This window comes from Catenulispora pinisilvae, from assembly GCF_015356865.1.
GTDB classification, from domain to species: Bacteria; Actinomycetota; Actinomycetes; order Streptomycetales; family Catenulisporaceae; genus Catenulispora; species Catenulispora pinisilvae.
In genome coordinates this window covers 1-15,912 of the sequence record NZ_JAAFZA010000047.1, presented here as the reverse complement: position 1 = coordinate 15,912, position 15,912 = coordinate 1, and the positions used below count along the sequence as shown (strand labels likewise).

The following is a 15,912-nucleotide window of genomic DNA, read 5'->3' as shown; positions in this document are numbered from 1 at the left end:
CCTTTCTCGAAGGGGTGCTTTCAGTGCCTGGGACGCGCCGTGGACGCGCGGACCACCAGGGTCGGGTTGACGACGGCGACCGGGTTCGCGGCCCGGGCGGTCGAGCCGCGCGCGCCGCCACCGGTCGCGCCGGCCGGGCCAGTCGAGCCGATCGAGCCGATGGAACCGGCGGAGCCGGTCGAGCCGGTCGAGCCGGTCGAGCCGGTCGAACCGGTCGAACCGGTCGAACCGATCGAACGGATCAGGGCGAGCAGCGCGCGCCGGCCGAGTTCGTCGAAGTCCTGGCGGACCGTGGTCAGCGCCGGGCCGAAGAACTCGGCGTCCGGGATGTCGTCGAAGCCGATGACGCTGACCTGGTCCGGGACGTGGCGTCCGGCGGCTTGCAAGGCGCGTATGAGGCCGAGGGCCAGGTGGTCGTTGGCGCAGAAGACCGCGGTCACGCTCTGGTCGGCGACGATCCGCCGGCCGAGTTCGTAGCCGGTGCGGGCCGACCAGTCGCCGCCGGGGAACGGTTCGGGGGTCGCGGCGCCGCGGGCGGTGAGCGCGCGGCGCCAGCCGGCTTCGCGTTCCTGGGCGTCCAGCCAGGTGCGCGGGCCGGCCAGGTGGTGGACGGTGCGGTGGCCGAGGTCGAGCAGGTAGGAGGTGGCGCGTTCGGCCCCGGCCTCGTTGTCGACGGCGACCGCGCTCAGCGCGGCGTGGACGCCGCAGCCGACCGCGACCAGCGGGACGCCGGCGGGCATGGCGGCCAGGATCTTGACCGCGGCGGTCTGCGGCGCGATCCCGATGATGCCCTCGACGGCCTGGTCGCGCAGCCGTTCCACGGCCTCGAACACCGAGCGCCGGTCCATCGCGGCCAGGGCGGCGACGGTGACGAAGTAGTCGTGCTGTTTGGCCGCCTGCTCGATGGCGTAGAGCATGGAGGCCGGGCCGTAGAGCGTGGTGTTGAAGCTGATCACGCCCAGGGTGTTGGTGCGGCGCGTGACCAGGGTGCGGGCCGCGGCGTTCGGCCGGTAACCCAGTTCCCTGATGGCCTCCAACACCCGGACGCGGGTGGCGGGCCGGACATTGGGGCGCTCGTTGAGTACCCGGGACACGGTCTGCTGCGAGACGCCCGCGACCCGGGCGACGTCGGCCATGACCGGGGCGCGGTCGCCGGCGAGTATCTGCATGACGCTTCACACCTTCCCGGGGCCGACGGTGCGTGGACGGTTCCGTGGCAGGGCCCTGATGGGGCCCGGCGGCGCGCCGGGGAGGCCGCGCCGTGGTCGAGCGATGACGCCTTGCTGTGGCGTGCTGACGATTGTTAGCGCAAACATCCGGGGCGTCAAGGGGTGGCAACCTGTTCGCAATCCGGGGCGTCGGCCGGATGTCGGGGAAGGTCGCCGACGTGTAGCTTGGGGCCATGGATTCCGGGGACCAGATAACGGTGGAAATGCGGCTGGCCGCGATCGAGGAGAAGCTCGACCTGGTATTGGCCCAGCTGGGCCTCGGCGGGGATCCGGGCTCGGACCTGTACGCGCCGCTGACCGCGGCGGGTGCGGGCAGCCCGACGGCATGGGCGCCGGGCTCGGCGATCGAGACCGATCCGCAGCTCGCGGCGCTGATCCAGGCCGGCAAGACGATCCAGGCGATCAAGGTCTACCGGCAGGCCACCGGCGTGGGATTGAAGGACGCGAAGATGGCGGTCGAGGCGTTGGAGCGGAATATGGGGCGGCGGCGGTAATAGCGCCGGCAGCCCGCCCCTGAAACCCCTACTCCGCCAAGTGCCGCCGGCGCAGTTCGCCACAAAGCCCGACCAGGGCGCGCGCCCGGGCGAACTCGGTGGGGGTGAAGTCCAGCGTCTCGCGGGTGACCAGCAGGGTTCCGCCGCCGGGGTCGGACAGCGTGATCAGGGTTCCGGTACACGCCGCCTCCGGTACTTCGCGCGGGTCCCAGGTGACGGCGCACTGGCCGAACAAGTCGTGAAGCGCGGCCGGTAGGCCGGCGTCCCCGGCGGCCAGGCGGGCGGCGAGGGTGAGTACCCGGGCGGGCGCATCGGTGAGGTCGTCCCGGGCCGCGCGGTCGACGAGCGACACGTCCGCGCCGCCCGCGGCGATGGCTGACGCCAGTACCTCGGCGTCGATCGTCGCCGGCACGTCGAGCAGGAACTCGTCCAGAACTCCGGTACCGAGCGGATGGACCTGCAGGCCCACGATGTTGGCGCCGAGTCCGGCCAGCCGTTCGCACACCGCCGCCAGCGAACCGGGCCGGTCGCCCAGCGCCGCGCGCACCCGCCACAGGTTCAGGTCCTCATGCCACTCCCCCAACGCCGCGTCCAGGCCGTCGTCCGCCGGCCGTACCGAGACGAACGGCGTGTGCGCACGCAGCCGTCCCGGTCCGTAGACGCGCCACCACCATTGCAGCACCGAGGCCGCCAGCAAGGCCGCGCCGAGCGCGATCAGCAGCGTCCAGCCGTAGTGCCGTTGCCCCAGCACCTCCGTGAACAGTCCGGCAGTGCCGATAGCGAGGAAGAGTACTGCCAGCTCGATGATCTCCCGGCGCCAACTCCATTCCGGACGACGACGGCCACGGCCCGGTTCCTGGCGAGAAGTCCGCATGCCCCGACTGTGCCGGTCGGTTGTTGCATGATCAGGTCCGGATCATCACGGTTGCGTGAATCCGGTGCTGGGACCCGGTGGGATGCCCGATGGCATGCCGGTCGAATGCCCGGTGGAATGCCCGATGGGACTGGACGGCTCAGGCTCAGGCCGTCGCGCGCCCCAGGAACGTCAACTCCCCCGGATCGGCGGTCGGGATCTCGTGGAAGCCCATCCGGTCGTAGAAGGCCCGGGCCGCGGTGTTCGCGGTCGACATCACCAAGTGCACCCGCTTCGCCCCGGCCTGGTCCAGAGCCGCGAACAGCGTGTTGAGCAGGGCCCTGCCATGCCCCTGTCCTTGGTGGCTGGGCAGCAGGTCGATGTGCAGGTGCGCCGGGTAGTCGGCGAGGTCCGGGTCGACCCTGAGCTCCGGGTGGTGCAGCAGCTCGGTCATCACCGCGTCCAGCGTGCCCGGCTCGCCGCCCGGCAGCGGATGCCGCGCGCCGACGATCGGCAGCCACTTGTCGCGCAGTTCGCGGGCGAAGCGCACGCTGTCACTGGTCCCCAGCACGTAGCCGACCGCCCGGCCACCGTCGTCGAGCACGAACGCGAGGTCGGGTTCGAGGGTGGCGTAGGGGGCGGCGAAGACGTCCGGCAGCAGTTCCTGGTCACGGTAGATGCCGCGCGCGTCGCCTCCGGCGTATCCGGTGCGCATGCAGATGTCGTAAAGGGCGTCCCGGTCTTCGGGTCGATAGAGGCGGATTGTAGGCGAGGACACGGATCGAAGCCTCCTATTGACCTATAGGACGAGAGCGGCTTCACCGTAGCGCGCCCCGCTGACAGGGCGACGCGGGGCCGAACGCGGGGTCAGCAGCAGCCCGCCAAGCACGGCCGGGCCCGCCGTCAGCGGGTGGCCTGCTCCGCGATCAGCCCCGAGACCCGCACCCGATCCGGGTGCATCTCCTCGACCGTCTTGTGCCGGTGCGACCAGGGCTGGCGCAGATCCGGGGTGTACAGACGCGGCACAGAGCAGCCGTAGCGCTTGGCGTGATACAACGCGATGTCCGCGCGCCGGAGCACGTCGGAGAAGGTGTCGCCGGGTTCGGACACGGCTATGCCGGCCGAGGCGCTGGGCACCAGCGTGACCGAGCGGATCTCGTCGAGCTTCAGGTACTGCGGGGCGCCGAGGGCCCCGACGATCGCGGTGACGTCGCGCAGCACGGCCCGCGGGTCGGGCGAGGGCAGCAGCAGGACGAACTCGTCGCCGCCGAGGCGGAAGGCGCGGGCGCCGACGTCCCGGCAGGCGGCCGCCAGGCGTTCGCCGACGGTGACCAGGTGGGTGTCGCCGACCTGATGGCCCCAGGTGTCGTTGACCGTCTTGAAGTCGTCCAGGTCCAGCAGGGCGGCCGCGGGTGGTCGGCCGGCCCGGGCGGCATGCAGGTAGTGCTGGCGGGCGGCGGTGCGGTTGGGCAGACCGGTGAGCGCGTCGTGGTCGGCGAGCCAGCGGGCGTGGGCGGCCTCGCCGGTGGCGCGCAGGACCCGGCGGCGCATCGCGGCCAGCCCGGCCAGGAAGCCGGAGACCGCGGCCGGCGGCGCCGTCAGACACACCACTAGTTCGCAACCCACCACTGCTCCCCCGGATCTCAGCTCGTGCGGTGCGGCGCGACGGCCCGGCCGTCGGGCAGCAGTTCGCCGGTGTCCTCGAACTGCACCACCCCGTTGCACAGCAGGCCCCATCCCTGCTCGGGGTGGCTGACCACCAGGTGGGCGGCCTCGCGGTCGGAGTCTTCGGCGGTCGGGCACGGCGGCTGGTGCTCGCACGTGCGCTGGGCGGGAAGGACAGCGCCTCGGCGCGTGGCTTCGGTGTCCTTCATGGCGATCATTTCTGGCCTCCTGCGTGGCCGGCCGTCTGCACCGGGTGTGGTGAGAGCGACGAGGGTTTCGCGTTACACGCCCCCACCCACGAGGTTCGCGGGCCCTCTCGTCTAGATCAATAAGTATCCCATTTTGCAGGGATACGTAATTTATTCAAGGGGTCGGCGGCCTCGATCACGCAGAGCTTCTGCGACATCACCCCTGGTAGTTCCCAGTTTCCGCAGAACCCGCGCGACGTGCTGCTCGACGGTGCGCGGAGAGAGGAACAACGCTTCGGCGATGTCGTGGTTGGTCGCGCCGCGGGCCACCAGGGCGGCGACTTGCCGCTCCCGGGGCGAGAGCTGGTCGCCGTAGCCGCGCCGGCCGCGTCCGGAGGGCCGGGAAAAGCCCAGCCCGGCCATGGTGTGCCGGCAGCGGGCGGTGTCGTGGACGGCGCCGAGCCGTTCGTAGCCGGCCAGCGCCTCGGTCAGCCGGGCGGTGGCCGCCTCGCGGTCGCCGGCCGCGCTCCACGCGGTCCCGGCTTGTTCGGCCACGCGAGCCTGATCGTAGGGACGTCCGATGTCGGACCAGAGCTGGCGGGCGGTGTCGAACTCCCACGCCGACGCCGCCGGGTCGGTCGCCAGCAGCAGCACGCCGCGTGCCATGTGCAGCTCCGCTGTCGCGGCCGGCGCGTCCCGCCCCCGCAGCCCGGCCTCGACGTCGGCGATCAGCTGCGCGGCGGCGTCGCGCCGCCCGCGGGCCAGCGCCGCCTGGACGGCGACCGGCACCAGGCCGGTACCCCGGGCCCAGGCCTCGGCCCGGCGCAGCGTCGCGAGCGCCGGCGTGGCGATCGCCCAGGCGTCGTCGCCGGCGGCCGCGGCCAGCCGGACCGCGATGAGCCCGGCGGCGGCCCGCAGCTCGACGGTCACCTGGGACTCCAGTTCGCCGTAGGCCGCGGCGGCGGTGAACAGCTCGGCGGCCCGGTCCCGGGCGCCGCGCGCGGCGGCCAGCAGGCCGACCGTCAGCGCCTCGTCGGTCTTGGCCATGGCGATGTCCGGATACTCGGCCCGCAGCGCGGTGAACCGGTTCTCGATGTCGGCCCAGTCGCCGGCCAGCGCGTCGAGCCGGAGCAGCGCGATCCGGCTGTAGGACTCCATGTGCGGGAAGCTGACGCGGTGCGCCAGGTCGCGGCTCTCTTTGAGCAGCCGGGCCCCGCGCCGGTCGTGGCCGAGTTCGACGGCGATCTCGCCGGTGTTGTACAGCGCGCGGATGGTCTGCCGCATCTCCTCGTCGTCGTCGCTGGACCGCGGCAGCTGGTCGGCGCGGGCCCAGACGCCGGGATCGCCCTGCCGGGCCAGCAGGGTGAGCCGGGTGGCCTGCACCGCGGCGTGCACGGCCGGGCCCGGGCTGAGCGCGGCCTGGGCTTCCGCGCGCTCCACCCAGGTCCAGGCCTGCTTCGCGCCGCCGTCGCGTTCGTTCATGGCCAGCGCGATCAGTGCCCGGGCGGCGCGGTCGGGCTGGTCGGCCAGTTCCTCGGCGGCGCGCGCCAGCTGCTGGAAGCCGGCCCGGTCGCCGGCGTGGCCGACCATGAGCAGCCCCAGCGACAGCCGGATCTCCCCGCGAGCCCGGGCCGGCAGCCGGGGGTCGGCCAGGATGCGGCGCAGCGCGCGGGCGTCGGTGCGGTAGTCGACGCCGGTCACGGCGATGCCGGCCAGGGCCAGGGCGGCGCGGGAGCGCAGGTCGCCGGAGATGCCCGGCTGTTCCAGGATCCGGTGCAGCAGCGCCGCGGCGGTGCCGGAGTCGCCGAGCGAGATCGCCTGGTCGGCGGCGGCTTCGGCGCGGTCCAGCCAGGCCTTGGGGTCGCCGAGCATCAGGGCGTGGTGGGCGATCTGGACCAGCGGCGGCGGGGACTCGGTCTCCAGGACGGCGATCGCCTGCCAGTGCAGGCGGCCGCGCAGCGGGCCGGGCATCTGTTCGTAGGCGACGCGCTGGGCCAGGACGTGGCGGAAGAAGTAGCGGTTCGCGTCGGTCTCCTGCAGGACCGCGGCGCGCAGCGCTTCGGTGAGGCCGCGGGCGGCCAGGTCCCGTTCCAGGCCCGCGACCTGGGCCAGGAGCTGTTCGGTGGCCGGGACGTCCAGGACCGCGGCGGTCTCCACGACGGTCCGGGCCGGCGCCGACAGCGCGTTCAGGCGTTCGGTGAACGCCTCGCTCAGCCCGCGCGGCACTTCGGCGCGTTCCAGATCGGCGGCCAGGTCGGCGCCCTGGCCGGGGACTCCGCCTTGATCCCGGTCGCCCTGATCGCCCCGGTCGCCGCCCGGACCGCGTTCACCGCGCTCGGCCAGCGTGATCAGGTCCTCCTCGGCGGCCAGCGGCAAGCCCTCGCTGCGCTGGTAGAGCACCCTGCCCAGCTCCGGAGTCACCCGGGTCCCGAGCGCGGCGTGCGCCAGGGCCAGCACGTCCGGTCCGGACAGCGGGCCCAGGTGGATCGCCACCGCGCTGACGCCGGGCTGCCGCCGGAACGCCGAGCCCAGGACCGACCCGCCGGGCGGCAGGTCTTCGTCGCGGTAGGTCAGGACCAGGCTCAGTTGCTCGGGCATGTCCCGGGTGAGCAGCAGGAGCAGTTCGCGGGTGGCCTCGTCGATCCAGTGCGCGTCCTCGATGACCAGGACCGCCGGGCCGAGTGCGGCCAGGAACGAGCGCAGGCCGAAGACCTGCTGGAAGCGCTTGGCGTGGGCGTCGGCCGGCGGCGCGGGCGGGGCGGGAAGCCGCCAGGCCAGATCGGGCAGCAGCGGGGCCAGGACCCCGGTGCTGGGCGGGAGGTCGGCGCTGGGCGGCAGCCAGTCGCCGGCCTTGCGCAGCGCGTCGATGACCGGGCCGTAGGGGAACGGTTCGCGCAGCGGGTGGCACAGCCCGGTCAGGACCCGGCCGCCCTCGGCGGCCAGCGGGGCCGTCGCCTCGTGCACCAGCCGCGACTTGCCGATCCCGGCCTCGCCCTCGACCAGGACCACGGCCGGCGGGTGCCGCACGGCGGCGAGCAGCAGGCCGGTCTCGCGTTCGCGCCCGACGAAGGCGAAACCGGCCCCCGACCACGGCCACCGCGGCTCGGCTCCAGTGCCGGGGCCGGTGTCGGTGTCGGTGTCGCGGTCGGCATGCCGGGAGGTAACGGCCACGTGTGATCACCCGTCCAGATTCCCTCCAAAGTAGATCAAGAGCCGGCTTTCGGCCATGCCGGTCGCCCCGGCCACCTCAAGCCTGGGCGGTGCGGCTCTTGAGGTCCTCGTCGGTGATGGCGCGCAGCACCCGGGCCGGGGTGCCGACCGCGACGACCATCGGCGGGACGTCCCGGCTGACGACGCTGCCGGCCCCGATCACCGAGCCGTGGCCGATCCGGACGCCCGGCAGGATCACCGCGTTGCTGCCGATCCACACCTTGTCCTCGATCACGATCGGCTCGGAGAACCGGCCGAAGTCGGCGCGGCGCGCCGGGTGCACCGGGTGGCCGGTGGTGGTCAAGGTGACGCTCGGCGCGATCATCACGCCGTCCCCGATCCGGATCTCCACGTCGTCGACGAAGGTCAGGTTCACGTTGCCGAAGAAGTCGTCGCCGATGTGCACCTTGCTGCCGAACCCGGCGGCGAACGGCGGCAGCAGCACGGTGCGCTCGCCGACCGAGCCGAAGATCGCCTCCAGCAGCGCCCGGCGTTTGTCCGGCTCGCTGGGCGCGGTGCGGTTGTACTCGAAGATCTCGTCGGTGCGGCGTTGCGGGGCTTGGAAGGCGGCCTCGGTCTCGGTGTAGACGAGCCCCTTGGCTATCCGCGCCAGGACTTCTTCCTCATTATTCTGCGACACAGCCGAACACTCCGTCCCTTGCTTCACTATGTGGATCATCGGTGCGGTCGAAGAGGATTGACTCTCTTTGGTAAGGCTCGCATATTCGCCTGGGGACGGTTGTTCCCGCCCATTCACCGTCGGGAGGCAATATGTACGATCGCGTTCCCCTGCCCGTCGCGAGATTCCTGCGGCGCCACGGCGCCCGCTTCGCCGCCCTCGGCGCGGCGTTCGCGCTCGTCCTGGCGTTCACCGCGCCGGCGAGTGCGAACACCGGCGCCGCGCGCGCGAGCGCCACTCGCGCCGCCCTGCCCGCCGTGGCCCCGATCATCCCCTTCGGATGTGCCAAGGCCGAGCCGGGCCAGGCCCACTGCCTGGGGCGGGGGCGGCTCGCGCCGACCACCTCCGGCAGCCCGACCAGCTCCGGGCTGAAACCGGCCGACCTGATATCCGCCTACAAGCTCAGCGGCACCAACGGCGCCGGTCGGACCGTCGCGATCGTCGACGCCCTCGACGATCCCAACGCCGCCTCCGACCTCGCGGCCTACCGCAGCGCCTACGGGCTGCCGGCGTGCACCGCGGCCAGCGGCTGCTTCCAGAAGGTGAACGGTAGCGGGCAGGCCTCGCCGCTGCCGGCCGCGGACTACGGCTGGGCCGAGGAGGAGAGCCTGGACCTGGACATGGTCTCGGCGATCTGCCCCGGCTGCCACATCCTGCTGGTGGAGGCCGCCGGCGCGGACACCGCGTCGCTGACCGCCGCCGAGGACACCGCGGCCAAGGCGCCGGGCGTGGTGTCGGTCTCCAACAGTTGGGGCGCGGCCGAGGACAGCTCCACGCTGGCCGCCGACCCGCACTTCAACCACCCCGGAGTCGCGATCACCGCGAGCAGCGGCGACAGCGGGTACGGCGTCAGCTGGCCGGCCGCCTCGCCCTACGTCACCGCGGTCGGCGGCACCAGCCTGAGCACGGCGTCCAACGCCCGCGGCTGGACTGAGACCGCCTGGTCCAGCGCCGGCAGCGGCTGTTCGACCCAGGAGCCGAAGCCGGCGTGGCAGCAGGACACCGGCTGCGCACACCGGACGGTCGCGGACGTGTCCGCGGTCGCCGACCCGAACACCGGGGTCGCCGTCTACGACACCGCGAACAGCTGCGGGGGCGGGGCGTTCTGCGACCTGCTGCTGTCCCTGGGCCTGGCCACCGGCGCCGACGGCTGGGTGCAGGTCGGCGGGACCAGCGCGTCCTCGCCGATCATCGCCTCGGTCTACGCGCTGGCCGGGAACAGCGGCACGACGAACTACGGCTCCTACCCGTACGCGCACACCGCGTCGCTGTTCGACGTGACCAGCGGCTCCAACGGCACCTGCACGCCGACGTACCTGTGCACGGCCGGTCCCGGCTACGACGGGCCGACCGGGCTGGGCACGCCGAACGGCACCGGCGGGTTCTGATCCGCACCCGCTGAACCGGAAGTGGTGCCGCGCCGCCTGGGATCCCGGGATCGGCGCGGCACCGCGCTTCTCACACCGCGCGTCTCATACTGCGCATAGCTCGCCGCTTCGTTGTTCAGAACCCCCGCGCGAGCCGGTAGTAGGCCTGACCCCACCGCAGTTCCTTCTCGAACTGCCGCACCCGGGTCTGACCGTCGATCACGAGCAGCTCCACCCCGACGATCTCGGCCAGATCCCGCAGCACCTCTGTGCTCAGCGCCGAGGAGTAGACCGTGTGGTGCGGTGCTCCGGCGATGAGCCAGGACTCCGCTGACGTACGCAGATCCGGACGCGGCGCCCAGACGGCGCGCGCCACCGGCAGCTTCGGCAGCGGTTCGGGCGGCCCGACCGTGTCGATCTCGTTGGCCACCAAGCGGAACCGGTCGCCGAGGTCGGACAGGCCGGCCACGAACGCCGGTCCCGGGGCGGCGTCGAAGACCAGGCGGACCGGGTCTTCGCGGGCGCCGATGGACAGCGGGTGCAGCTCCAGCTTGGGCCGCTCCCCCGCTATCGACGGGCAGACCTCCAGCATGTGGGCACCCAGGACCAGGCCTTGGCCGTCTTCGAGGTGGTAGGTGTAGTCCTCCATGAAGGAGGTGCCGCCGGGCAGTCCGGTCGCGGCGGCTTTCAGGGCCCTGAGGAGCACCGCGGTCTTCCAGTCGCCCTCGCCGCCGAAGCCGTGGCCGTCGGCCATCAGCCGCTGCACCGCCAGGCCGGGCAGTTGGCGCAGGGCGCCGAGGTCTTCGAAGTTGGTGGTGAACGCGGTGAAGCCGCCGTCGGTGAGGAACTGCCGCAGACCGGCCTCGATGCGGGCGCCGTAACGCAGGGATTCGTGGCGGTCCCCGGCGGGGCGGAGCTCCGGGGAGATGTCGTAGAGGTCTGAGTATTCGGTGATGAGGGCGTCCACCGCGTCGTCCGGCGCGGCATGCACCGCCGAGGCGAGCGCGTCGGCGCCGTAGCCGTTCACCGACACCCCGAAGGTCAGCTCGGCCTCGACCTTGTCGCCCTCGGTGACCGCGACGTCCCGCATGTTGTCGCCGAACCGGGCCAGGCGCATCGTGCGCAGCGCGTCGGCGGCCTGGCAGGCGCGGGCCCAGTCGCCGACGCGGGCGGTGACCGAGGGGTCGGCGACGTGCCCGAACACGGTCTTGCGCGGCACGCCGAGCCGGGTCTGCGCGTACCCGAACTCGCGGTCGCCGTGCGCGGCCTGGTTCAGGTTCATGAAGTCCATGTCGATGGTGGCCCAGGGCAGCGCGCGGTTGGCCTGGGTGTGCAGGTGCAGCAGCGGTTTGCGCAGCGCGTCCAGGCCGGCGATCCACATCTTGGCCGGGGAGAACGTGTGCATCCAGGCGATCACGCCGACGCAATTGTCGTCGGCGTTGGCCGCCAGCAGCACACGCCGGATGGCCGCGCTGTCGGTGAGGACCGGACGCCAGCTGACCGGCACGGGTATCGCGGCATCGGCGCCGAGCCGCGCGGCGACCTCCCGCGACTGCTCGGCGACCTGCCGCAGCGTGTCCTCGCCGTACATGCCCTGCGAACCGGTGAGGAACCAGATCTCGGCGGTCATCCCTTTGTGTCTCCCTGTGAGGCGGGCTGTGCGGCGGAGGGTGTGGCGGACCGGTCCGAGGACTGGCCGTAAACGTTCTGATAGCGGTCGTGGAGCGAGGCGATGTCCTGCTCCCCGATCGGCAGCGGACGGCCGTGCGCGCGGGCCAGGTGGACGGTGCGCGCCACGTCCTCGGTCATCACCGCCGCCTTGACCGCGGCCTTGGCGGTGTCGCCGACGGTGAACACGCCGTGGTTGCGCATCAGCACCGCCGGGGAGTTGCCGCCGGCCAGGGTCTGCACGATGCCCCGGCCGATCGAGTCGTCGCCGATCAGCGCGAACGGCCCGACCGGGATCTCGCCGCCGAACTCGTCGGCCATCGCGGTCAGCACACACGGCACCGCCTCGCCGCGGGCCGCCCAGGCCGAGGCGTAGGTGGAGTGGGTGTGCACGACGCCGCCGACCTCGGGCATGTGCCGGTAGACGTAGGCGTGCGCGGCGGTGTCCGAGGACGGGGCCAGATCGCCTTCGACGACCGCGCCGTCGAGGTCGCAGACGATCATGTTGGCCGGGGTCAGGTCGTCGTAGGCGACCCCGGACGGTTTGATGACCAGCAGATCCCGGCCCGGGACCCGGGCCGAGACGTTGCCCGCGGTCCATACCACGAGCTGGTAGCGGACCAGCTCGGCATGCAGGTCGCAGACCTCGCGGCGGATCCGGGCTATGTCGGTGCTCACTGTACGGGGCCTTTCTGGGCGGGGCGGTCGGCGCGGGCTATGGCGGCGTTGCGGATCTTGCGCAGGCGGTGCAGGGCTCCCCCGGCGGCGCCGAAGGCATCGTGCAAAGCGCGGTACTCGGCGAACAGGGCGTCGTAGGCGTCGGCGCGCGCCGGGTCGGGAACGTAGGCGGCGCTCTCGCAGGCGCCCATCGCCTCGGCGGCGGTCGGCACATCCGGATAGGCGCCGGCGGCGACGGCGGCGTGGATCGCCGAGCCGAGCGCCGGGGCCTGGTCGGAGACCGCGACGGAGACCGGGCGGCGCAGGATGTCGGCGTAGAGCTGCATCAGGAAGCTGTTGCGTTTCAGACCGCCGGCGACGACGAACTCGGCGACCCCGACGCCCCCGGCCTCGAAGGCCTCGACGATGACCCGGGTGCCGAACGCGGTGGCCTCCAGCAGCGCGCGATAGACCTCCTCGGGCCGGGTGGCCAGGGTCAGGCCGATGATCACACCGGACAGGTCGTGGTCGACCAGGATCGAGCGGTTGCCGCCCATCCAATCCAGGGCGACGAGGCCGTGGCCGCCCACCGGCTGGTCGGCGCAGGCCGCGGTCAGCTCCTCGTGGCCGCGGCCGGTGAGCTGGGTCCACCAGGCGAAGATGTCGCCGACGGCGCTCTGCCCGGCTTCGTAGCCGTAGTACCCGGCGGTGATCCCGCCGTCCACGACACCGCAGATGCCCGGGACGTCGGCCAGGACCGGGCTGTTGAGGACGTGACAGGTCGAGGTGCCCATGATCGCCAGCAGCTTGCCGGGCTCGACGGCGCGCGCCGCCGGGGCGGTCACGTGCGCGTCGACGTTGCCCGCGGCCACGGCGATGCCGGCGGGCAGGCCGGTCCATTCGGCGGCCCGTTCGGTCAGGGCGCCGACCCGGGAGCCGAGGGGGGCCAGGCCGTCGGGGTGGACAAGGCGGGTGGCTGCGAAGTCGGCGAAGCGGGGGTCCAAGGCGTGCAGGAAGTCGCCGGCCGGGTAGCCGCCTTCTTGAAAGATGCCCTTGTACCCGGCGGTGCAGGCGTTGCGGGATTCGGTGCCGGTCAGTTCCCAGACGATCCAGTCGGCGGCCTCGATCCAGCGTTCGCAGCGTTCGTAGATCCCCGGGGCTTCCTCCAACACTTGCAGGGCCTTGGCGAACTCCCATTCCGAGGACTGCTTGCCGCCGTAGCGCCGGGCCCACGGCTCGCCGCGTTCGACGGCCAAGGCGTTGATCCGGTCGGCCTGGGCTTGGGCGGCGTGGTGTTTCCACAGCTTCGGCCAGGCGTGCGGCTCGCCGGTCAGGCCGCTGAGTTCGCACAGCGGCGTGCCGTCGGCCAGGGTCGGCAGCACGGTGCAGGCGGTGAAGTCGATGGCGATGCCGATGACGGCGGCCGGGTCCACCTCGCTCGCGGCCAGGGCGGCCGGGACCGCGCCGCGCAGTACCTCGCGCCAGTCCTCAGGGTTCTGCAACGCCCAGTCCGGCGGCAGCGGGCCGGTGCCGTCCGGGAGCAAGTGGTCGATGACGCCGTGCCGGTAGTCCGTGACGGCGCTGCCCAGTTCGGCGCCGTCGCGGACGCGGACCACGACGGCGCGTCCGGACAGGGTGCCGAAGTCGACACCCACCACATACCGATCGATGTTAGCGGTAACAATCATGGCCCGACGCGATCCCTCCGCGTTGTTTGGTCGGATGAAGCTGGCTGAAATACTGCTCAAGTGCGCCGTGGCGCGGTACTCCGGCGCACGACGAGCTCTGTCGGTATGACCACCCCGGCCGGCGCGGCGGGGGCGCCGACCGCGCCGATCTGGTCCAGCAGCAGCGCCAGACTGCGCCGGCCGAGCGCGGCGAAGTCCTGCCGCACCGTGGTCAGCGGCGGGCTGAAGAACGCCGCCTCCGGGATGTCGTCGAAGCCGATGACGCTGACCTCTTCGGGCACCCGGCGGCCGGCCTCGTGCAGGGCCAGCAGCAGACCCAGGGCGATGTGGTCGTTGGCGGCGAACACCGCGGTCACCGACGGGTCCAGGGCCAGCGCCTTGCCGCGTTCGTAGCCGGAGGCCGCGCTCCAGTCGCCCGGGACCGGCTCCGGGACCGGCGCCCCGGCCGCGGTCAGCGCGTCGCGCCAGCCGCGCATCCGGTCCCGGGCCTCGGGCCAGTCCGTGGGACCGGCCGCGTGGTGGACCGTGGTGTGCCCCAGATCGAGCAGGTGCCGGACGGCCGCGAGCGGGCCGTCGTGCTGGTCCACCACCGCCGAGGCCACAGTCTGGGCCGGGGCCAGCGCCACCACCGGCAGCACCGGCGGCAGGTGCCGGACCACCTGGTCGGCCGGGACGTGGCCGGGGATCAGGATGATGCCGTCCACGCCCTGGCCGCGCAGCCGGTCGGCGGCCTCGGCCACCGAGCGCCGGCTGGGCGAGGCCAGGCCGACCACCGAGACGAAGTAGTCGGCGTCGCGGGCGCTGCCCTCGATCGCGCTGACCATCGAGGCCGGGCCGAACAGCGTGGTGTCGAAGCTGACCACGCCGATGGTCCGCGAGGAGCCGGTGGCCAGGGCGCGCGCTATGGCGTTGGGCCGGAAGTCCAGCTGCGCGGCCGCGGCCAGCACCTTGGCCCGGGTCTCGGCGCTGACCCGCGGGTGGTCCTTGAACACCCGGGACACCGTCTGGTGGGAGACCCCGGCCAGTTCGGCCACGTCGCGCAGCCCGGGCCGGCCGCCGCCGCGCGCCGGCTCGGCGGTGCGCACCCGCTCGTTGGTCACCTGGGGTTCTCCTCGTCCTCGTACAGTGCTCGCAGCTTATCGAGCCGTCCCGGCCCGGCGCTCGGCGCACACGTCGAAGGCCACCGCGCGGCCGGCGGGATCAGGCGCTTGACCGGCATGACGCGTTCGGCCGTGAGACGTGAGTGTTACCGGTAACTCATACCGTGTCAAGGGTTCGGCGAGCGCCCGGAGGTCACAGGCCTGGGCTGGTCAACGGCATCAGCGGCTTATGCACGCCGATCGAGGGCTGCGCGCCCGGCGGCCAGGACCGCGTCGGCGATCTGGGCGACCGGGCGGGTGCCGTCCAGGACCAGCGCGCCGAAGCCCCGGTAGGTCGACTCCATGTTCTCGTTGTACCCGAGCGCGGCCGCCAACTCCTCCGGGTGTTTGCCGAAGGCGTTCGTCGTGCGGGTCAGCAGACGGTGCCGGAGCGTCTGTTCGTCGACCACCAGGCAGACCACGACGTCGAACAGGTCCCATACCCGCACCTCGTTCTCGACGGTGCCGAAAAGGTACGCGACCGTTCCCCGGGATTCCTCGGCGAGAGCCTCAACCTTCGGCCGGCTGATCTGCCACCCGAAACCGTCGAGCCAGCCGGGCGGCGACGGATACGGCGGGTCGACGACGACCTGCCCGGTGACCCGGTCGACCCACTGGTTGTAGCCGTCCCAGTCGGCGTCGATCGCCTGCTCGCCCCGGTCTTTCAGCAGGGTGCAGACCGTCGACTTGCCGACCCCCGCGTTGCCCGTCACCCACACCAGTGCCACCACCGCAGTGTCGCACGGGGCTGGCTAGGCCGAGGTACGGGTTTAGTGCGATATCAGGCAGCCTCTGTCAGGTAGTGCGCGACGTGACATTCGATGTGCCGGTCGTCGGGCGGGAGGTGCTGTGGGCTGGTGCTGGTGGCTGGTGCTGTGGGCCGGGTTGCGATTGGGCTGTGGTTTCAAATGCCTTTTACGGCCTTCGGTTATAGGTGTGCTGGTTCGGGGTTCGGGTCGGCGGGTGTGTTTGTCGGCTGCCGGTTCCCGCGTTCACAACCCCGCCGCAGCTCAGGCCTCTGCAACTCCAGCAAGTCCGGGCAAGGGCACAGGCAAGATCAAAGTCAAGAGCTGTG

General features: G+C 72.5%; 13 protein-coding genes and 1 pseudogene. 2 read left to right on the top strand and 12 right to left on the bottom strand.

The window, feature by feature from the left end; all coding sequences use genetic code 11:
* Nucleotides 1-20 precede the first annotated feature (20 nt).
* Nucleotides 21-1,169: a LacI family DNA-binding transcriptional regulator gene (locus IZR01_RS15500; RefSeq protein ID WP_194924271.1), complete on the bottom strand. Its 1,149-nt coding sequence runs from the start codon at nucleotides 1,167-1,169 to the stop codon at nucleotides 21-23.
* Nucleotides 1,170-1,402: 233 nt separating this feature from the next.
* Between IZR01_RS15500 and IZR01_RS15495 the strand changes: the two genes are divergently transcribed.
* Nucleotides 1,403-1,723 (top strand): ribosomal protein L7/L12, encoded by a 321-nt coding sequence (locus tag IZR01_RS15495; protein ID WP_228559550.1) that lies wholly within the window; start codon nucleotides 1,403-1,405, stop codon nucleotides 1,721-1,723.
* A 28-nt stretch (nucleotides 1,724-1,751) separates the two neighbouring features.
* On the opposite strand, the gene IZR01_RS15490 is transcribed toward IZR01_RS15495, so the two are convergent.
* From IZR01_RS15490 to IZR01_RS15465, 6 genes and pseudogenes are all read right to left on the bottom strand, one after another.
* Nucleotides 1,752-2,597, bottom strand: a complete 846-nt coding sequence (locus IZR01_RS15490) for an ACT domain-containing protein (RefSeq protein ID WP_194895050.1) — start codon at nucleotides 2,595-2,597, stop codon at nucleotides 1,752-1,754.
* 145 nt (nucleotides 2,598-2,742) lie between these two features.
* Nucleotides 2,743-3,354: a GNAT family N-acetyltransferase gene (locus IZR01_RS15485; protein ID WP_323746358.1), complete on the bottom strand. Its 612-nt coding sequence runs from the start codon at nucleotides 3,352-3,354 to the stop codon at nucleotides 2,743-2,745.
* A 125-nt stretch (nucleotides 3,355-3,479) separates the two neighbouring features.
* A complete protein-coding gene (locus IZR01_RS15480; protein ID WP_194895049.1) occupies nucleotides 3,480-4,202 on the bottom strand; it encodes a diguanylate cyclase domain-containing protein in 723 nt (240 codons plus the stop codon).
* Nucleotides 4,203-4,219: 17 nt separating this feature from the next.
* Nucleotides 4,220-4,396: pseudogene (locus IZR01_RS15475) on the bottom strand (DUF5999 family protein); the annotation flags it as partial.
* 204 nt (nucleotides 4,397-4,600) lie between these two features.
* Entirely contained in the window at nucleotides 4,601-7,600 is a 3,000-nt protein-coding gene (locus IZR01_RS53260) for an ATP-binding protein (protein WP_194924270.1), read from the bottom strand.
* Between the two features lie 76 nt (nucleotides 7,601-7,676).
* Nucleotides 7,677-8,279 (bottom strand): sugar O-acetyltransferase, encoded by a 603-nt coding sequence (locus tag IZR01_RS15465; protein ID WP_194924269.1) that lies wholly within the window; start codon nucleotides 8,277-8,279, stop codon nucleotides 7,677-7,679.
* Nucleotides 8,280-8,410: 131 nt separating this feature from the next.
* Here IZR01_RS15465 and IZR01_RS15460 point away from each other — a divergent pair, with 131 nt between their 5' ends.
* On the top strand, nucleotides 8,411-9,706 hold the full coding sequence (locus IZR01_RS15460) for a S53 family peptidase (RefSeq protein ID WP_194924268.1): 1,296 nt from the start codon (nucleotides 8,411-8,413) through the stop codon (nucleotides 9,704-9,706).
* A gap of 115 nt (nucleotides 9,707-9,821) precedes the next feature.
* On the opposite strand, the gene araA is transcribed toward IZR01_RS15460, so the two are convergent.
* From araA to IZR01_RS15435, 5 genes are all read right to left on the bottom strand, one after another.
* Complete coding sequence (gene araA, locus IZR01_RS15455; RefSeq protein ID WP_194924267.1) at nucleotides 9,822-11,315, bottom strand: L-arabinose isomerase; 1,494 nt, start codon at nucleotides 11,313-11,315, stop codon at nucleotides 9,822-9,824.
* Nucleotides 11,312-12,031: an L-ribulose-5-phosphate 4-epimerase gene (locus IZR01_RS15450; protein WP_194924266.1), complete on the bottom strand. Its 720-nt coding sequence runs from the start codon at nucleotides 12,029-12,031 to the stop codon at nucleotides 11,312-11,314. The genes araA and IZR01_RS15450 overlap by 4 nt, the downstream gene beginning before the upstream one ends.
* Nucleotides 12,028-13,698, bottom strand: coding sequence for a ribulokinase (locus IZR01_RS15445; protein ID WP_194924265.1), 1,671 nt, complete (start codon nucleotides 13,696-13,698; stop codon nucleotides 12,028-12,030). The genes IZR01_RS15450 and IZR01_RS15445 overlap by 4 nt, the downstream gene beginning before the upstream one ends.
* Before the next feature lie 56 nt (nucleotides 13,699-13,754).
* Nucleotides 13,755-14,798 carry a LacI family DNA-binding transcriptional regulator gene (locus IZR01_RS15440; protein ID WP_194924264.1) on the bottom strand — a complete coding sequence of 348 codons (1,044 nt, stop codon included), beginning with the start codon at nucleotides 14,796-14,798 and terminating at the stop codon, nucleotides 13,755-13,757.
* Nucleotides 14,799-15,025: 227 nt separating this feature from the next.
* Nucleotides 15,026-15,565, bottom strand: a complete 540-nt coding sequence (locus IZR01_RS15435; RefSeq protein WP_194898839.1) for an AAA family ATPase — start codon at nucleotides 15,563-15,565, stop codon at nucleotides 15,026-15,028.
* Nucleotides 15,566-15,912 lie beyond the last annotated feature (347 nt).

What these genes read in the sequence shown, in the direction of transcription:
- IZR01_RS15490 (WP_194895050.1), bottom strand. Translation starts at nt 2,597, where the DNA reads ATGCGGACTTCTCGCCAGGAACCGGGCCGTGGCCGTCGTCGTCCGGAA.
- IZR01_RS15495 (WP_228559550.1), top strand. Translation starts at nt 1,403, where the DNA reads ATGGATTCCGGGGACCAGATAACGGTGGAAATGCGGCTGGCCGCGATC.
- IZR01_RS15460 (WP_194924268.1), top strand. Translation starts at nt 8,411, where the DNA reads ATGTACGATCGCGTTCCCCTGCCCGTCGCGAGATTCCTGCGGCGCCAC.
- IZR01_RS15500 (WP_194924271.1), bottom strand. Translation starts at nt 1,169, where the DNA reads ATGCAGATACTCGCCGGCGACCGCGCCCCGGTCATGGCCGACGTCGCC.
- IZR01_RS15445 (WP_194924265.1), bottom strand. Translation starts at nt 13,698, where the DNA reads ATGATTGTTACCGCTAACATCGATCGGTATGTGGTGGGTGTCGACTTC.
- araA (WP_194924267.1), bottom strand. Translation starts at nt 11,315, where the DNA reads ATGACCGCCGAGATCTGGTTCCTCACCGGTTCGCAGGGCATGTACGGC.